Source organism: Shinella sp. AETb1-6, from assembly GCF_009826875.1.
GTDB classification, from domain to species: domain Bacteria; phylum Pseudomonadota; class Alphaproteobacteria; order Rhizobiales; family Rhizobiaceae; genus Shinella; species Shinella sumterensis.
In genome coordinates, this window is sequence record NZ_WUMM01000012.1 from 39564 (window position 1) to 55505 (window position 15942).

Consider the following 15942-nt stretch of genomic DNA (forward strand, 5'->3'; position numbering starts at 1 on the left):
GGGCAAAGTGCCAGCCGTTGGAGCATCCGCGGGCAGACCTTTATTGGCCGTTCGCAGCCTGACAAAACTGTTCGGTTCGTTTGCCGCCTGCAACGGCATCGACCTCGAAATCCAGCCCGGGGAAATCCATGCCCTGCTGGGCGAGAACGGCGCGGGAAAATCAACGCTCGTGAAGATGCTTTTCGGCGTTCTGGCGCCGAGCAGCGGCGAGATCGTCTGGAAGGGCGAGGCCGTGCGCATCCCGAGCCCCGGCGCCGCCCGCCGTCTCGGCATCGGCATGGTGTTCCAGCATTTTTCGCTGTTCGAGGCGCTGACGGTCGCCGAAAACATCGCGCTTTCGCTGAGCCCCGGCATATCGCTGTCGAAGGTCGCCGAGGAAGCGTCGCGCCTCTCGCATCTCTACGGCCTGCCCCTCGATCCGAAGGCGCATGTCGCGGATCTCTCGGTCGGCGAGCGCCAGCGCATCGAGATCGTGCGCGCCCTGTTGCAGAACCCTGAACTGATCATCCTTGATGAGCCGACCTCCGTCCTGACGCCGCAGGAGGCCGACAGGCTGTTCGAGACGCTGGACAAGCTGAAGGCCGAAGGACGCTCCGTTCTCTACATCAGCCATCGGCTCGAAGAAGTGCAGCGCATCTGCGACCGCGCGACCGTGCTGCGCCACGGCAAGGTGACGGGCGCCTGCGATCCCCGCAAGGAAACGCCCGCCTCGCTCGCCCGCATGATGGTGGGCAGCGATGTCGCGTCCGTGAGCACCGCCGGCACCAACACCAAGGGCGACGTGCTGCTGGAGGCGCGTCATCTGAGCGTGCCGGCGCGCACGCCCTTCGCCGTCGCCCTCAAGAACGTCTGTCTCAAGGTGCGGGGCGGCGAGGTGCTGGCGATCGCCGGCGTCGCCGGCAACGGGCAGGGCGAGCTTTTCGATGCGCTTTCGGGCGAATATCCCGCGGCGGACGCCTCCGCCGTGTTCATCCGCAACAAGCCGGCCGGCAATCTCGGCATCACGGCGCGCCGCCTGATGGGCGCGGGCTTCGTGCCGGAAGAACGCCATGGCCACGCCGCCGTGCCCTCGCTGCCGCTGTCGGACAACCTCGTCCTGGCGCGCAACCAGTCCGACCGGAGAACCTTTCTCGGCGGCGGCGTGCTCGGCATCATCAAGCATGCGGTCGTGCGTTTGGCATCGCGCCGCATTTCCGAGACGATGGACGTGCGCAAGAGCGGTGACGATCCGGCGGCTGGCTCGCTGTCGGGCGGCAATCTCCAGAAATACATTGTGGGCCGCGAACTCGACCGCCAGCCCTCCGTGCTGATCGTCAACCAGCCGACCTGGGGCGTCGATGCGGGAGCGGCAAGCCGCATCCGTCAGGCGCTCGTCGATCTCGCCAAATCCGGCTCGGCCGTTCTCGTCATCAGCCAGGACCTGGACGAGATCTTCGAGGTGGCGACCGAAATCGCCGTCATCAGCGAGGGACGCCTGTCGGATGCCTATCCCGCGCACGCGCTGACGCGCGAAAAGATCGGCCTCCTGATGGGTGGAATGTACGGCAAGACGGAAGGCGAAGAGGTGGCCCATGCGCATTGAACTGGAACGACGCGCCAACCCGTCCCTCCTGTTTTCCGTCCTGTCCCCGTTTCTGGCGCTGGCGCTGACGGTGATTGCGGGCGGCATCATGTTCGCGCTGCTGGGCAAGGACCCGGTCTCGGCGCTGTACAGCTTCTTCATCGAGCCGCTGCTCGACATCTGGTCGCTGCATGAGATCGCCATCAAGGCCGCACCGCTGATCCTGATCGGCGCGGGGTTGTCCGTGTGCTATCGATCCAACAACTGGAACATCGGCGCGGAGGGGCAGTTCATCGCCGGCGCGATTGCGGGGGCCATCGTTCCGGTCGTCTTCCACGACTGGCATTCGTCGCTGGTGCTGCCGCTGATGCTGATTTTCGGCATGATCGGCGGTGCGCTCTATGCCGCCATACCCGCCTTCCTCAAGGCGCAGATGAACACCAATGAAATCCTGACGAGCCTGATGCTGGTCTATATCGCACAGCTCTTCCTCGACTGGCTGGTGCGCGGCCCCTGGCGCAGCCCGGATGCCTACAATTTTCCTGTTACACGCGATTTCGCGCCGGAAGCGATCCTGCCCGAACTCATATCCTCCGGGCGCGCCAATCTCGGCTTCGTCTTCGCCATCGTCGCCGCGGTCGGCCTGTGGATCATGATGCGCTATACGCTGAAAGGCTTCGAGATCACCGTGCTCGGCCAGTCCGAACGGGCAGGGCGCTTCGCGGGTTTTTCCTCCAAGCGCATGATCTGGTTCTCCATGCTGCTTTCCGGCGCGTTCGCCGGACTTGCCGGCATTTCCGAAGTCAGCGGCGTCATCGGCAAGCTGCAGCCCATCATTTCGCCCGGCTACGGCTTCACCGCCATCATCGTCGCGTTCCTCGGCCGCCTCAATCCGCTCGGCATCATCGCCGCCGGCCTGTTCCTGGCGCTCACCTATGTCGGCGGCGAAGCCGTGCAGCTGACGCTCGGCGTCTCCGACAAGGTGACACGCGTCTTCCAGGGCCTGCTGCTGTTCTTCGTGCTCTCCTGCGACACGCTGATCCAGTACCGGATCCGGCTGGTGTTTTCCCGGTTCGGCCAGACGAGCGAGGGGGGAGCGCACTGATGGGTATCATCGAAGCCATCCTCCTGACGGTCGTCACCGCCGCCACGCCGCTGGTGCTCGCCTCGCTCGGCGAGCTCGTCTCCGAGCGGGCGGGCGTGCTCAATCTCGGCGTGGAGGGCATGATGGTGATGGGGGCGGTGCTCGCCTTCGCCGCCACGCAGGCCACCGGTTCGCCCTATATCGGCATTCTCGCGGGCATTGCCTGCGGCGCGCTGTTTTCGCTGCTCTTCGGCTTCCTGACGCTGACGCTCGTCGCCAACCAGGTGGCGACCGGCCTCGCGCTGACCATCCTCGGCCTTGGCGTATCCGGGCAGATCGGCGAGCCCTATGTCGGCATGTCCGGCGTCAAGCTTCAGCCCATCGTCATTCCGTTCCTCTCCGATATTCCGTTCATCGGGCCCATTCTGTTCAAGCAGGACCTGATCTTCTACCTGTCGATTGCGCTGGTGTTCGGCGTGAACTGGTTCCTGTTCCGCAGCCGGGCGGGGCTCAAGATCCGGGCGATCGGCGACAACCATGCCTCGGCGCATGCGCTCGGTATCCATGTCATCCGCACGCGCTACCTCGCCGTGATGTTCGGCGGCGCCTGCGCGGGTCTCGCCGGCGCGCAGCTGTCGCTCGTCTATACGCCCCAATGGGTGGAGAACATGTCGGCCGGGCGCGGCTGGATCGCGCTAGCGCTCGTCGTCTTCGCCTCCTGGCGGCCGTGGCGGCTGCTGGCGGGCGGTTATCTCTTCGGCGCCGTCTCGATCAGCCAGCTGCACGCCCAGGCGCTCGGTCTCGGCATTCCCTCGCAATTCCTGTCGGCTCTTCCCTATGCCGCCACTGTTATCGTACTAATCCTGATATCGCATAATCGGCGCATGACGCTGATCAACACGCCCGCCTGCCTCGGCAAGCCATTCGTGCCTGATCGGTGACGAAGAACAAGAAGACGGGACACAACCAATCCAACCCACCTACAGAGGATAAAATGAAGAAAATCATTCTCGCTCTCACGACATCGGCCGCCGTTCTCGGCTTTGCCGCCGCTGCCAGCGCTCAGGACAAGACGAAGATCTGCTTCATCTATGTCGGCTCCAAGACCGACGGCGGCTGGACGCAGGCGCACGACATCGGCCGCCAGGCGCTGCAGGACCACTTCGGCGACAAGATCGAGACGCCCTTCCTCGAAAACGTGCCGGAAGGCCCGGATGCCGAGCGCGCAATCGAGCGCATGGCCCGCTCCGGCTGCGCCCTGGTGTTCACCACGTCGTTCGGCTTCATGGACGCGACCATCAAGGTTGCGGAGAAATTCCCGGACGTGAAGTTCGAGCATGCAACCGGCTTCAAGTCGGCCGCGAACGTCGCGACCTACAATGCGCGTTTCTATGAAGGCCGCTACATCCAGGGCGTGATTGCCGCCAAGCTGTCGCAGAAGGGCCTCGCCGGCTACATCGCGTCCTTCCCGATCCCGGAAGTCGTCATGGGCATCAACTCGTTCGTCCACGGCGCCCAGTCCGTGAACCCGGACTTCAAGGTGAAGGTCATCTGGGCCAACACCTGGTTCGACCCGGGCAAGGAAGCCGATGCCGCCAAGGCGCTGGTCGACCAGGGCGTCGATATCCTGACGCAGCACACCGACACGACCGCGCCGATGCAGGTTGCCGCCGAGCGTGGCATCAAGGCCTTCGGCCAGGCTTCCGACATGATCAAGGCCGGCCCGGAAACGCAGCTGACCGCGATCGTCGACACCTGGGGCGCCTACTACATCAAGCGCACCCAAGCCGTTCTCGACGGCACGTGGAAGTCCGAACAGATGTGGGATGGCCTGAAGGACGGCATCCTCACCATGGCGCCCTACACGAACATGCCTGACGACGTGAAGAAGCTGGCAGAAGAGACCGAAGCGAAGATCCGCTCCGGCGAGCTGCACCCCTTCACCGGCCCGATCAAGAAGCAGGACGGCTCGGACTGGCTGGCTGATGGCGCCGTTTCCGACGACGGCACGCTTCTCGGCATGAATTTCTACATCGCCGGCGTGGACGACCAACTGCCGAAGTGATCGGATCGATCATCCCAAAAACAGAAAGGCGCTCCAGCGGAGCGCCTTTTTCGTTTGAAGCACCCGTGACGCGCCTTTCGGATCGTCACAGTCGGCCTCGCGGCCTGCCGGAGCGGTTAATGGAAGATACCGCTCTGTTCCTTCCACCTGTAGTGGCCTTCATCCACGTCCATCAGCGCGCGGACCTGCGGATGGCGGACGGGCTTGCCGCTATCGTCCGCGACCAGATTCTGCTCGGAGACATAGGCGACATATTCCGACTCGTCGTTTTCCGCGAAGAGATGGTAGAAGGGCTGGTCCTTCGACGGGCGGATTTCCGCCGGAATGGCATTCCACCACTCTTCGGTGTTGGCGAATTCGGGGTCGACGTCGAAGACCACGCCACGGAACGGGAAAACCCGGTGGCGGACCACATCGCCGATGGCAAATTTTGCATGACGCATCTTCATGGCGTACCTACCTTTCTCCTTATATTTGGGTAATTGCGCTGAAACATCAATAGTTCCGGTCGCGTGCGTTACGCGTTCCGAACAGGGCGGCGGCGCTTGCGCCTGCTCCGGTTTCGGCGTACCTCCAAAAGACAGCGTCAAGCGGGTCGTAATGCATGAACAATCAGTGGGGCAGAGGCAGCGGCGGGGCAACCGGGGGCGGTAGCGGCATCGGCGGCATTCTGTTCGCGTCGATCGTCTGCCTGGTGCTGGGTGGCGCTGCCGGTTATGGCGCCTTCCGCGCGATGTCCGGCGCCCCCTCCGAAAATGCCCTCGAAGACAGCAACCGGCGCATTGCAGATCTGGCCGATGAAAACGATGCCCTGAAGCGCCAGCTCGATGCGTTGCGCGCCGATGCCAGCCGATCCGACGCGGCGGAGAGCGCAGAAAACGTGCGCCTGGCACAGGAGATCGTTCCAGGACTTCAGCGCGAACTGGAGCTGGCTGGTCAAAAACTCGCCGAGGTCGAACGGCTGCGGAAGGACGCCGAGGCGGCTGCAACCGAGCGCGCCCGTGAGCTCGACGAACGAGCCGGGCAAATTGCGCAGCTCGAAAAGGCGATCGAGGAGGCACGCAGCACGCAGGCGGCCGACCGGAATACCGAGACCGAACGCCTCGAGGCCGAGGCGGAGACGTTGCGCCGGGAACTTGCCGAGGCCGAGCAAGCCGCTAAAAGGCTCCGCACCCGCGAGCTGCCCGACCTGGTGGCCGAAATCGCCCGAAAGAACCAGGAGATCGCGACACTGACGGCGCGCAACGCCGCCCTAGAGGAGAGGATTGCCGCGCTGGAGACGGCCGCCCAGCCGAAGAGCCCGCAACAGGCGGATGACAACCGCGCGCGCGACAACGCCAAACCGGCCGACGGTCGCAGCCCCCGCAACGCCGCACTTGTGGCGCAGGTCATCGAGAGAACGCCGGGGCTCGACCGGCTGACGGGGACGCAACGCACACAGCTGGAGCAGACCCTCGTTTCCGGAGAATGCGTGACCAACGCGCTCGGCAGCGTGCTGAACCGCGTGCCCATCCTGGCGCTTCGCGGCCTGATGCGCGATCTCGACAGCGACTGCTAGGCCTTTGCGGCGAAGGCGGGGCACGATACTGTTCTGCCAGGTCGCGAAGACACGTCGATGGGCGGTTAAAGCGTTTAACAGACGGCCCTGACCTGCGGGAAAAATGCCCGCCCACGGAAGGAGATTTGCATGAAGCGATCAGTTCTGGCCGCCGCACTCGGCCTTGCACTGTCGATGGGAACGGCATCGGCACAGGCGTTCGAGCGCAGCATCATGACGGGCGGCCCCCAGGGCACCTATATCAAGATCGGCCGTGACATCGCCGCGCTCGGCGCCGAGTGCGGCCTGACGCTGAACGTCGTCGAAAGCGCCGGGTCGCTTGAGAACTTCGTCGGCGTGCGCAACCGCCGCAACACGCAGTTCGGCATCGTCCAGAGCGACGTGCTCGAATATCTGAAGACCTTCGAGGCGAACGATCCCGAGGTGCAGAAGGCGGTAAAGGGCGTGCGCATCATGTTCCCGCTCTACAACGAGGAAATCCACGTGCTGGCGCGCAAGGAGATTGCCGGCGTAAAGGACCTCGCCGGCAAGAAGGTCGCCGTCGGCAAGAAGGATTCCGGGACCTTCCTGACCGCGACGCTGGTGATGGACATCCTCCAGGTGAAGGCGGGTGAGCGGGTCGACATCAACCCGGACGAGGCGCTGCCGAAGCTGCTTTCCGGCGAGATCGACGCGTTCTTCTATGTCGCGGGCGCGCCCGCATCGCTGTTTTCCGGCAACACGATCGACAAGGCGAAGTTCCACCTCCTGCCGATCACCGAAGCGCCGCTGCTCGCCACCTATACGCCCTCGCGCATAGAAGCCGGCACCTATTCGTTCCAGGACGAGCCCGTCGATCTCGTCGCGGTAAAGGCCGTGATGATGACCTATGACTACGACGTCAAGCGCAACGCCTATCATCGCGACAGTTGCAAGACCGTCGCCGACTTCTCCAGCCTGATCATCGGCGGCCTCGACAAGCTGAAGGCGACGGGACATCCGAAATGGAAGACCGTCGACCTGACGGCGCTGCCGCCGGGCTGGCAGGTCGGGGTCTGCGTCAAGGCCGGCATGGCGCTGGACTACAAGCCGGCCTGCAAGCCGCAAGCCGGCGCGGCAACGGGCGCCACGGACGATTCGAACGAGGAATATCTCAATCTCCTCAAGCAGCGGCTGAAGCCCTGACCGCATCGCAGACCAACAAAAAACCCGGCCACTGGCCGGGTTTTTCGTCTCGGGAGGCCTCCCGCCCGAAGGCGGGAGGAAAAGCGCCGATCAGGCAGAGTAGTACATGTCGAATTCGACCGGGTGCGGCGTCATTTCGAAGCGCATGACTTCGGCCATCTTCAGTTCGATATAGGCGTCGATCTGGTCGTCGTCGAAGACGCCGCCGGCCGTGAGGAACTTGCGATCCTTGTCGAGGCTTTCCAGAGCTTCGCGCAGCGAGCCGCAGACCGTCGGGATCTTCTTCAGTTCCTTCGGCGGCAGGTCGTAGAGGTCCTTGTCCATGGCCTTGCCGGGATGGATCTTGTTCTTGATGCCGTCGAGACCAGCCATCAGCATGGAGGCGAAGCCGAGGTAGGGGTTGCCGAGCGGGTCGGGGAAGCGGATTTCGACGCGCTTGGACTTCGGACCCGTACCGAACGGAATGCGGCACGATGCCGAGCGGTTGCGGGCCGAGTAGGCGAGCAGAACCGGTGCTTCATAACCCGGGACGAGGCGCTTGTAGGAGTTCGTCGTCGGGTTGGTGAAGGCGTTGATCGCCTTGGCATGCTTGATGATGCCGCCGATGAAGTAGAGGCAGGTTTCCGACAGGCCGGCATATTCGTCGCCGGCGAACTGCGGCTTGGCGTCCTTCCAGATCGACAGGTGGACGTGCATGCCCGAGCCGTTGTCGCCGAAGATCGGCTTCGGCATGAAGGTTGCCGTCTTGCCATAGGCATTGGCGACCTGGTGCACGACGTACTTGTAGATCTGCACCTTGTCGGCGCTGCGGACGAGCGTGTCGAACTTGACGCCGAGCTCGTGCTGGGCGGCCGCCACTTCGTGGTGCTGCTTTTCAACCGTGACGCCCATTTCCTTGAGCACGGTCAGCATTTCGGAACGCATGTCCTGGCAGCTGTCGACCGGCGGAACCGGGAAGTAGCCGCCCTTGACGCGGGGGCGATGGCCGAGGTTGCCGGTCTCGTAGTCGGTGTCGTCGTTGGAGGGGAGCTCCGACGAATCCAGCTTGAAGCCGGTGTTGTACGGGTCGGCCTTGTACTTGACGTCGTCGAAGACGAAGAATTCGGGTTCCGGACCGGCGTAGATGGTGTCGCCGATGCCCGATGCCTTGAGGTAGGCTTCAGCCTTCTTGGCCGTTCCGCGCGGGTCGCGGTTGTAGGATTCGCCCGAGACCGGATCGAGGATGTCGCACATGACGACGAGGGTGGACTGCGCGAAGAACGGGTCGATGTGAACCGTCGCGGTATCGGGCATCAGCACCATGTCGGACTCGTTGATGGCCTTCCAGCCGCCGATCGAGGAGCCGTCGAACATGACGCCGTCGGCGAACATGTCTTCATCGACGCAATCGACGTCCATCGTGACGTGGTGCAGCTTGCCGCGCGGGTCGGTGAAGCGCAGGTCGACGAACTTGACGTCGTTTTCCTTGATTTGCTTGAGGATATCATTGGCAGTCGTCATGTGTGTAGTCCCTGTGTGAGATGACGAGGTTATGAAAGCCCGGGCCGGACGGCCAGGCGGGATTAGATGGCGTCGACACCGGTCTCGCCGGTGCGGATGCGGATGACTTCTTCGACATTGGAGACGAAGATCTTGCCGTCGCCGATGCGGCCGGTCTGGGCGGCGTTGCGGATGGCCTCGATGACGGCCTCCGCATTTTCATCGGCCAGAACGACCTCGACCTTCACCTTGGGCAGAAAGTCGACAACATATTCGGCACCGCGGTAAAGCTCCGTGTGCCCCTTCTGGCGTCCAAAGCCCTTCGCTTCGGTGACGGTGATACCCTGCAGGCCAACTTCCTGAAGGGCTTCCTTCACCTCATCGAGCTTGAAGGGCTTGATGATCGCTTCGATCTTTTTCATGAGAAAATGTCTCTCCGCTTCTCCCGTTTGCGCGCGTTTTGCGCCCGCTGCAAACATCCAATGCATGTAGCATGCCAACTTGAGGCAGGATTGGTGTCGAAACCGAAAAATCCCGTTTCAAGATGAAACCGCTCGTCGCCACGTCGCCGATGATGCGGATTTGCAGCCGAAAGGGCCAGCGAAATCTGCCTAAAATTTATCACTTTTCGGGGCCGGTTGCCGTGCGGCGCGAACATGTCGTCGGCCATGGCTTCAAAAGCCGCAAATTTGAGCATTCAATATGGGCATTTGCATAAATAATAGACTTATTGGGAGGACGGGTTACCGCTCTTGCCGAGCTGAGGATTTTCCGGGCATGGTGTGCCATGCACAGCCATAAGGACACATTGCTGCTCACGCCCGAAGAGATGGGGCAGGTCGATCGCGCCGCCGCCGCATCGGGTCTCTCCAGCTATGGCCTGATGGAGCGGGCAGGGCAGGCGGTGGCCGCCTGCGCGCTGCGCCGCTTTGCCGGTGCCCTTCGCTTCGTCATCCTCTGCGGTCCCGGCAACAACGGCGGAGACGGCTATGTGGCGGCGCGGGCGCTGCAGGCGGCCGGCGCGGAAATCGCGGTTCACGCACTGGGCGACCCGGCAGCGCTGCGCGGCGATGCGGCCACGGCCTTCGGGCAGTTCACAGGCTTAGTCGCGCCGCTTGCGGATTATCGTCCCCGGACCGGCGACGTCGTGGTGGATGCCCTGTTCGGCGCGGGGCTGGCCAGGGACCTTGCAGCGGATGTGATCTCGATTATCGAAAGCATCAATGAAAGCGCCATTCCGGTGCTTGCGGTGGATCTTCCCTCGGGTATCGACGGCAGAACCGGCACAGTCCGCGGCGCCGCCTTCCAGGCCGCCGCGAGCGTCACCTTCATGTGCCGCAAGCCCGGGCATCTTCTCCTGCCGGGCCGGATGCTGGCCGGCGCATTGGAAATCTTCGACATCGGCATACCCGAGCGCATCCTGCGCGCCCATGGGGGAGAGATCGGCGTCAATGCGCCGGCCGCCTGGCGGGATGTCCTGCCGATAGAAACGGGGGCGGGGCATAAATATGTGCGGGGTCATCTCGCCGTCTTCTCCGGGCCTGCCACCGCGACGGGGGCAGCAAGGCTTTCGGCGATGGCAGGCCTTCGCGCCGGCGCGGGGCTTGTCACGCTGTTGTCTCCGATCGCGGCATTGCCCGCCAACGCCGCGCAGCTGACGGCGGTCATGCTGAAGCCGATCGATGATGAAGGCGATCTCGCCGCCTTGCTGGAGGATGCCCGGCTCAAGACCTTCGTGCTTGGCCCCGGCTTCGGCGACGGTGAACGGGCGCGACGCTATGCCGGCCTGATCGCCTCGGGCGAACGGCGCCTGGTTCTCGATGCCGACGGCATAACCGCTTTCCGCGATGACCCGCAGGCACTTTTCGATCTTTTCGAAGGACCGGCGCTGCGCCTGGTCCTGACGCCGCATGACGGCGAATTCGCCCGGCTGTTTCCCGATATCGCGAAAGACAGCACGCTTTCGAAGATCGAGCGGGCGCAAAAGGCCGCGGCGCGCAGCAACGGCGTGGTCGTCCTCAAGGGCGCGGACACCGTCATCGCAGCACCGGACGGACGCGCGCTCGTCAATGACAATGCGCCGCCATGGCTCGCGACCGCCGGGTCCGGCGACGTGCTGGCCGGTCTCGTCGGCGCGCATCTCGCACAGGGCATGCCGGCTTTCGAGGCCGCGGCGAGCGCGGTGTGGCGCCATGGAGAGGCGGGGCGCCTGGCCGGCGAAGGCCTGACGGCCGAAACGCTGATCGACGCCCTGACCGGCCTCGACCAGCTGAAGTGAGGTTTCTCCGGGCGACATCAATGGGCAAGGCTGAATATCGCCCATCGCGAAGCGCGAATGACTACGCGCGCGGCTGCGTACGTTTCTGCAATTCGCGCGCGCCATTCGGCGCATTGACCTTGCCCGACGTGATGAAGAACGCAAAGACATCGCGCGGCTTCTTCGCCGGCTTCGTGTCGGGATCGATCTTCGGCAGGTCGGATGGCTCACCGCCTGCCGCCCAGGCCTTCAGCCGCTCCGCCCACTCATCCAGCGCCTTGGGCGGATAGCAGGTCTCGATATCGTTGGATCCCTTCTGCAGGCGGGCATAGACGAAATCGGCCGTCACATCGGCAATCTCGGGGTATTCGGCGTGATGCGCGTAGACGACGGCCGCATTGTATTTGCGGGCCAGCGCGGCAAATTCCGGTGCCATGAAGCTTTCGTTGCGCACTTCGAGCGCGTGCTTCAGCGTCAAGCCATCCTGCTTTTCCGGCAGGAGCTTGAGAAAGCCCTCGAAATCCTCCGGATCGAACGCCTTGGTCGGCGCGAACTGCCAGAGGATCGGGCCGAGATGCTCACCAAGCTCCGTCAGGCCCTGCGTCAGGAATTTCTGGACGGACTCGCCGCCATCGGCCAGAACCTTTCGGTTGGTGGTAAATCGGCTGGCCTTGAGGGAAAAGATGAAACCGTCAGGCACTTCCGACGCCCATTTCGCGAAGGTCTCCGGCTTCTGAGAGCCGTAATAGGTGCCGTTGACCTCGATCGTCGTCAGTTCGCGGCTGGCGAATTCCAGCTGGCGCTTCTTCACCAGCTTTTCGGGATAGAAGCTTCCCTCCCAGGGCTCGAAGGTCCAGCCGCCGATTCCGGTTCTGATCGTGCCGGATGCGCTCATCATCGTCCTCCCTTTTTCCTCATTCCGCTGCGATCCGCTTGATCGGCCGTCGCTCCAGCAGCTCCTTCAGGAACTGCCCGGTATAGGACCGCTCGATCTTCACCACATCCTCCGGCGTGCCTTCGGCGATCACCTCGCCGCCGCCATCGCCGCCCTCGGGGCCGAAGTCGATGATCCAGTCGGCGGTCTTGATGACCTCGAGATTGTGCTCGATGACGACGACCGAATTGCCCTGGTTGACCAGCTCGTGCAGCACTTCCAGCAGTTTCGCCACATCATGGAAATGCAGGCCCGTCGTCGGCTCGTCGAGAATGTAGAGCGTGCGGCCGGTGGAACGCTTGGACAGTTCCTTGGCAAGCTTGACGCGTTGCGCCTCGCCGCCCGACAGCGTGTTGGCCTGCTGCCCGACCTTGATATAGCCGAGACCGACCTGGTTGAGCGTCACCAGCTTGTCGCGCACCGCCGGCACGGCGGCGAAGAATTCGACGCCTTCCTCCACCGTCATGTCGAGCACGTCGGCGATGGACTTGCCCTTGAAGGTGACATCGAGCGTCTCGCGGTTGTAGCGCTTGCCGTGGCAGACGTCGCAGGTGACGTAGACATCGGGCAGGAAGTGCATCTCGATCTTGATGACGCCGTCGCCCTGGCAGGCCTCGCAACGCCCGCCCTTGACGTTGAAGGAGAAACGACCCGGCTGATAGCCACGCGCTTTCGCTTCCGGAAGCCCCGCGAACCAATCACGGATCGGCGTGAAGGCGCCGGTATAGGTCGCCGGGTTGGAGCGCGGCGTGCGGCCGATCGGCGACTGGTCGATATCGATGACCTTGTCGATATATTCGAAGCCGTCGATACGCTCGTGTTCCGCCGGAATTTCGCGTGCGCCCATGATGCGGCGGGCGGCGGACTTATAGAGCGTCTCGATCAGGAACGTCGACTTGCCGCCACCCGACACGCCCGTGACCGCCGTGAAGACGCCGAGGGGAATGGAAGCCGTGACATTCTTCAGGTTGTTGGCCTTGGCGCCGACGACCTTGATCTCCTTCTTCTTCTTCGGCTTGCGGCGTTCGCTTGGAACGGCGACCGACAGCTCGCCCGAAAGATACTTGCCGGTCAGCGAGGCCGGATTGGCGATGACCTCCTCCGGCGTGCCCTGTGCGATGACCTGGCCGCCATGGATGCCGGCGGCGGGACCGATATCGACGACATAGTCGGCCGTCAGGATCGCATCCTCGTCATGCTCGACGACGATGACGGTGTTGCCGATGTCGCGCAGGTGCCGAAGCGTATCCAGCAGGCGCGCATTGTCGCGCTGGTGCAGGCCGATGGACGGCTCGTCCAGCACGTAGAGCACACCCGTCAGGCCGGAGCCGATCTGCGAGGCAAGCCGGATGCGCTGGCTTTCGCCGCCCGACAGCGTGCCGGAATTGCGCGACAGCGACAGATATTCCAGGCCGACATCGTTGAGGAAGCGCAGCCGCTCGCGGATCTCCTTGAGGATGCGCACCGCGATCTCGTTCTGCTTGGCGTTGAGATGCTCCGGCAGCGCCTCGAACCAGTCGCGCGCCACGCGGATCGACATGGCCGTCGTCTCGCCGATATGCAGCTTGTTGATCTTGACCGCCAGCGCCTCGGGTTTCAGGCGAAAACCGTTGCAGGCCGGGCAGGGCGCGGCCGACATGTAGCGCTCGATCTCCTCGCGCGACCAGGCCGAATCCGTTTCTTTCCAGCGGCGCTCGAGGTTCGGCACGATGCCCTCGAAGGTCTTCACCGTCTTGTAGGAGCGGGCTCCGTCCTTGTAGTTGAACTCGATCTTCTCGTCCGTGCCGTGCAGGATGGCGTTCTGCGCCTTTTCCGACAGTTCCGACCAGCGGTTGGACAGCTTGAAGCCATAGGCGGCGCCGAGCGCTTCCAGCGTCTGGTTGTAATAGGGCGAGGAGGATTTGGCCCAGGGCGCGATCGCGCCATCCTTCAATGTGCGTTCCGTTTCCGGCACGATGAGGTCCGGATCGATCTTCTGCTGGCTGCCCAGGCCATCGCAGGTCGGGCAGGCGCCGAAGGGGTTGTTGAACGAGAAGAGCCGCGGCTCGATTTCCGGAATGGTGAAGCCGGAGACCGGGCAGGCGAACTTTTCGGAAAACAGCACGCGCTCATGCGTCTCGTTCAGCGACTTGTTCGCCGAGCCGCCGGCGGCGGTTTCCTCTGCTGGAAGCGGCTTGTCGGCGAATTCGGCGATGGCGAGGCCATCGGCGAGCTTCAGGCACGTCTCAAGGCTATCGGCGAGGCGCGAGGCAAGATCCGGGCGCACGACGACGCGGTCCACCACCACGTCGATGTCGTGCTTGTATTTCTTGTCGAGAACAGGCACGTCGGCGATCTCGTAGAACTGACCGTCCACCTTGACGCGCTGGAAGCCCTTCTTCATGAGCTCGGCGAGTTCCTTCTTGTACTCGCCCTTGCGGCCACGCACGATGGGAGCCAGGATATAAAGACGGGTGCCCTCGCCGAAATCGATGACGCGGTCGACCATCTGGCTGACGGTCTGGCTTTCGATCGGCAGGCCAGTGGCCGGAGAGTACGGCACACCGACGCGCGCGAACAGCAGGCGCATATAGTCGTAGATCTCGGTGACGGTCCCGACGGTCGAGCGCGGGTTCTTCGAGGTCGTCTTCTGCTCGATGGAGATGGCCGGAGACAGGCCGTCGATCTGGTCCACGTCCGGCTTCTGCATCATCTCGAGGAACTGGCGCGCATAGGCCGAGAGGCTCTCGACATAGCGGCGCTGGCCCTCGGCATAGATCGTGTCGAACGCGAGCGACGACTTGCCCGATCCGGACAGCCCGGTCATGACGATCAGCTTGTTGCGCGGCAGATCGAGATCAATGCCCTTGAGATTGTGCTCGCGCGCGCCGCGTATGGAAATGGTCTTGAGTTCGCTCATGGTATCCAGCGTCAGAAGTCGTTGCGCATTCAGGAAAGGTCGGCTCCTATGTAGGGATTGGCAGCCGCGTGTCCATGCGCCCTTGAGAAGATTCCGTGCCCGTTTCCGATTCGGTTGACAAGAGTGTAGGGAATTAATAGAACAAAAAAAGAACAAAAATGCGCAATCTGTGGATTGTCGCTTGTGTGGGGCGCGCTGGCGCGCTCCAGTCGATAAGGTATCTTAAATCGAGTGACACATGCCGGGTGCCCCTTTGCCCGGCGCGACAACGGGAATACGGGTATGGCTGGAAGCGTCAACAAGGTGATCTTGATCGGGAACGTCGGTGCGGACCCGGAAATCCGGCGCACGCAGGACGGTCGGCCGATCGCCAACCTGCGCATCGCCACGTCCGAAACCTGGCGTGACCGCAACAGCGGCGAGCGCCGCGAGAAGACGGAATGGCACAATGTCGTCGTCTTCAACGAAGGCCTGTGCAAGGTCGTCGAGCAATATGTGAAGAAGGGCGCGAAGCTCTATATCGAAGGCGCGCTGCAGACGCGCAAGTGGCAGGACCAGACAGGTAACGACCGCTACTCGACGGAAGTGGTGCTGCAGGGCTTCGGCTCCACCCTGACCATGCTGGATGGGCGGGGCGAGGGCGGCGGCGCAAGCCGCGGCGGCGACTTCGGCGGTAGCAGCAATTTCGGCGGTGCCGGCGGCGGCCAGGGCTACGACGACTACGGTTCGCGTCCGGCCTCCGGTGGCGCCAGCAGCGGCGGCGGCAGCCGTTCGGGCGGTGGCTCGCTCTCGCGCGACATGGATGATGACATCCCGTTCTGAGAACCGGTCTGAAAGTTCGGTTCTTCTCGACCACACCAAGAAACCCGGCCTGGCGCCGGGTTTCTGTTTCATACGTAGCAAACATCCGGGCGAGATGGCTTCTTGTGGGCAGGTTTCCC

13 protein-coding genes are annotated in these 15942 nt (G+C 63.4%); 8 read left to right on the forward strand and 5 right to left on the reverse strand.

Annotated elements, in window-relative coordinates:
* The first annotated feature begins 7 nt into the window (after positions 1–7).
* Genes GR158_RS19550 through GR158_RS19565 form a run of 4 tightly spaced genes read left to right on the forward strand, consistent with a single transcriptional unit; the run spans position 8 to position 4710 of the window.
* The gene (locus tag GR158_RS19550) at positions 8–1582 is read left to right on the forward strand and encodes an ABC transporter ATP-binding protein (RefSeq protein ID WP_160872260.1); all 1575 of its coding nucleotides are present in this window, start codon (positions 8–10) and stop codon (positions 1580–1582) included.
* Positions 1572–2666: an ABC transporter permease gene (locus tag GR158_RS19555; RefSeq protein ID WP_160872261.1), complete on the forward strand. Its 1095-nt coding sequence runs from the start codon at positions 1572–1574 to the stop codon at positions 2664–2666. The genes GR158_RS19550 and GR158_RS19555 overlap by 11 nt, the downstream gene beginning before the upstream one ends.
* Positions 2666–3586: an ABC transporter permease gene (locus tag GR158_RS19560; protein ID WP_160872262.1), complete on the forward strand. Its 921-nt coding sequence runs from the start codon at positions 2666–2668 to the stop codon at positions 3584–3586. Before GR158_RS19555 ends, GR158_RS19560 begins: the two co-directional genes overlap by 1 nt.
* Before the next feature lie 53 nt (positions 3587–3639).
* Positions 3640–4710, forward strand: a complete 1071-nt coding sequence (locus GR158_RS19565; protein ID WP_134649211.1) for a BMP family ABC transporter substrate-binding protein — start codon at positions 3640–3642, stop codon at positions 4708–4710.
* A 116-nt stretch (positions 4711–4826) separates the two neighbouring features.
* Here GR158_RS19565 and hspQ read toward each other — a convergent pair whose 3' ends face one another.
* Positions 4827–5159: a heat shock protein HspQ gene (hspQ, locus tag GR158_RS19570; RefSeq protein WP_134649210.1), complete on the reverse strand. Its 333-nt coding sequence runs from the start codon at positions 5157–5159 to the stop codon at positions 4827–4829.
* Positions 5160–5314: 155 nt separating this feature from the next.
* On the opposite strand from hspQ, the gene GR158_RS19575 reads away from it, so the two are divergent.
* A complete protein-coding gene (locus GR158_RS19575; RefSeq protein WP_160872263.1) occupies positions 5315–6268 on the forward strand; it encodes a hypothetical protein in 954 nt (317 codons plus the stop codon).
* A 129-nt stretch (positions 6269–6397) separates the two neighbouring features.
* Positions 6398–7432 carry a TAXI family TRAP transporter solute-binding subunit gene (locus GR158_RS19580; RefSeq protein WP_160872264.1) on the forward strand — a complete coding sequence of 345 codons (1035 nt, stop codon included), beginning with the start codon at positions 6398–6400 and terminating at the stop codon, positions 7430–7432.
* A gap of 90 nt (positions 7433–7522) precedes the next feature.
* Here GR158_RS19580 and glnA read toward each other — a convergent pair whose 3' ends face one another.
* Positions 7523–8932: a type I glutamate--ammonia ligase gene (glnA, locus tag GR158_RS19585; protein ID WP_134649207.1), complete on the reverse strand. Its 1410-nt coding sequence runs from the start codon at positions 8930–8932 to the stop codon at positions 7523–7525.
* Positions 8933–8994: 62 nt separating this feature from the next.
* A complete protein-coding gene (locus tag GR158_RS19590) occupies positions 8995–9333 on the reverse strand; it encodes a P-II family nitrogen regulator (protein ID WP_003515720.1) in 339 nt (112 codons plus the stop codon).
* Between the two features lie 365 nt (positions 9334–9698).
* On the opposite strand from GR158_RS19590, the gene GR158_RS19595 reads away from it, so the two are divergent.
* Positions 9699–11189: an NAD(P)H-hydrate dehydratase gene (locus tag GR158_RS19595; RefSeq protein WP_160872265.1), complete on the forward strand. Its 1491-nt coding sequence runs from the start codon at positions 9699–9701 to the stop codon at positions 11187–11189.
* Positions 11190–11250: 61 nt separating this feature from the next.
* Here GR158_RS19595 and GR158_RS19600 read toward each other — a convergent pair whose 3' ends face one another.
* Together GR158_RS19600 and uvrA are read right to left on the reverse strand one after the other, a co-directional pair.
* Positions 11251–12063, reverse strand: coding sequence for a DUF72 domain-containing protein (locus GR158_RS19600; RefSeq protein WP_160872308.1), 813 nt, complete (start codon positions 12061–12063; stop codon positions 11251–11253).
* A gap of 19 nt (positions 12064–12082) precedes the next feature.
* Complete coding sequence (gene uvrA / locus GR158_RS19605; RefSeq protein ID WP_160872266.1) at positions 12083–15001, reverse strand: excinuclease ABC subunit UvrA; 2919 nt, start codon at positions 14999–15001, stop codon at positions 12083–12085.
* A gap of 282 nt (positions 15002–15283) precedes the next feature.
* Between uvrA and GR158_RS19610 the strand changes: the two genes are divergently transcribed.
* Positions 15284–15823, forward strand: coding sequence for a single-stranded DNA-binding protein (locus GR158_RS19610; RefSeq protein ID WP_134649203.1), 540 nt, complete (start codon positions 15284–15286; stop codon positions 15821–15823).
* Positions 15824–15942: the final 119 nt, after the last annotated feature.

Excerpts from the sequence above, each read along its gene's own strand:
- GR158_RS19575 (WP_160872263.1), top strand. The coding sequence starts at position 5,315 with ATGAACAATCAGTGGGGCAGAGGCAGCGGCGGGGCAACCGGGGGCGGT.
- GR158_RS19590 (WP_003515720.1), bottom strand. The coding sequence starts at position 9,333 with ATGAAAAAGATCGAAGCGATCATCAAGCCCTTCAAGCTCGATGAGGTG.
- GR158_RS19560 (WP_160872262.1), top strand. The coding sequence starts at position 2,666 with ATGGGTATCATCGAAGCCATCCTCCTGACGGTCGTCACCGCCGCCACG.
- GR158_RS19600 (WP_160872308.1), bottom strand. The coding sequence starts at position 12,063 with ATGAGCGCATCCGGCACGATCAGAACCGGAATCGGCGGCTGGACCTTC.
- GR158_RS19580 (WP_160872264.1), top strand. The coding sequence starts at position 6,398 with ATGAAGCGATCAGTTCTGGCCGCCGCACTCGGCCTTGCACTGTCGATG.
- hspQ (WP_134649210.1), bottom strand. The coding sequence starts at position 5,159 with ATGAAGATGCGTCATGCAAAATTTGCCATCGGCGATGTGGTCCGCCAC.
- uvrA (WP_160872266.1), bottom strand. The coding sequence starts at position 15,001 with ATGAGCGAACTCAAGACCATTTCCATACGCGGCGCGCGCGAGCACAAT.
- GR158_RS19565 (WP_134649211.1), top strand. The coding sequence starts at position 3,640 with ATGAAGAAAATCATTCTCGCTCTCACGACATCGGCCGCCGTTCTCGGC.
- GR158_RS19595 (WP_160872265.1), top strand. The coding sequence starts at position 9,699 with ATGCACAGCCATAAGGACACATTGCTGCTCACGCCCGAAGAGATGGGG.
- GR158_RS19555 (WP_160872261.1), top strand. The coding sequence starts at position 1,572 with ATGCGCATTGAACTGGAACGACGCGCCAACCCGTCCCTCCTGTTTTCC.
- glnA (WP_134649207.1), bottom strand. The coding sequence starts at position 8,932 with ATGACGACTGCCAATGATATCCTCAAGCAAATCAAGGAAAACGACGTC.
- GR158_RS19610 (WP_134649203.1), top strand. The coding sequence starts at position 15,284 with ATGGCTGGAAGCGTCAACAAGGTGATCTTGATCGGGAACGTCGGTGCG.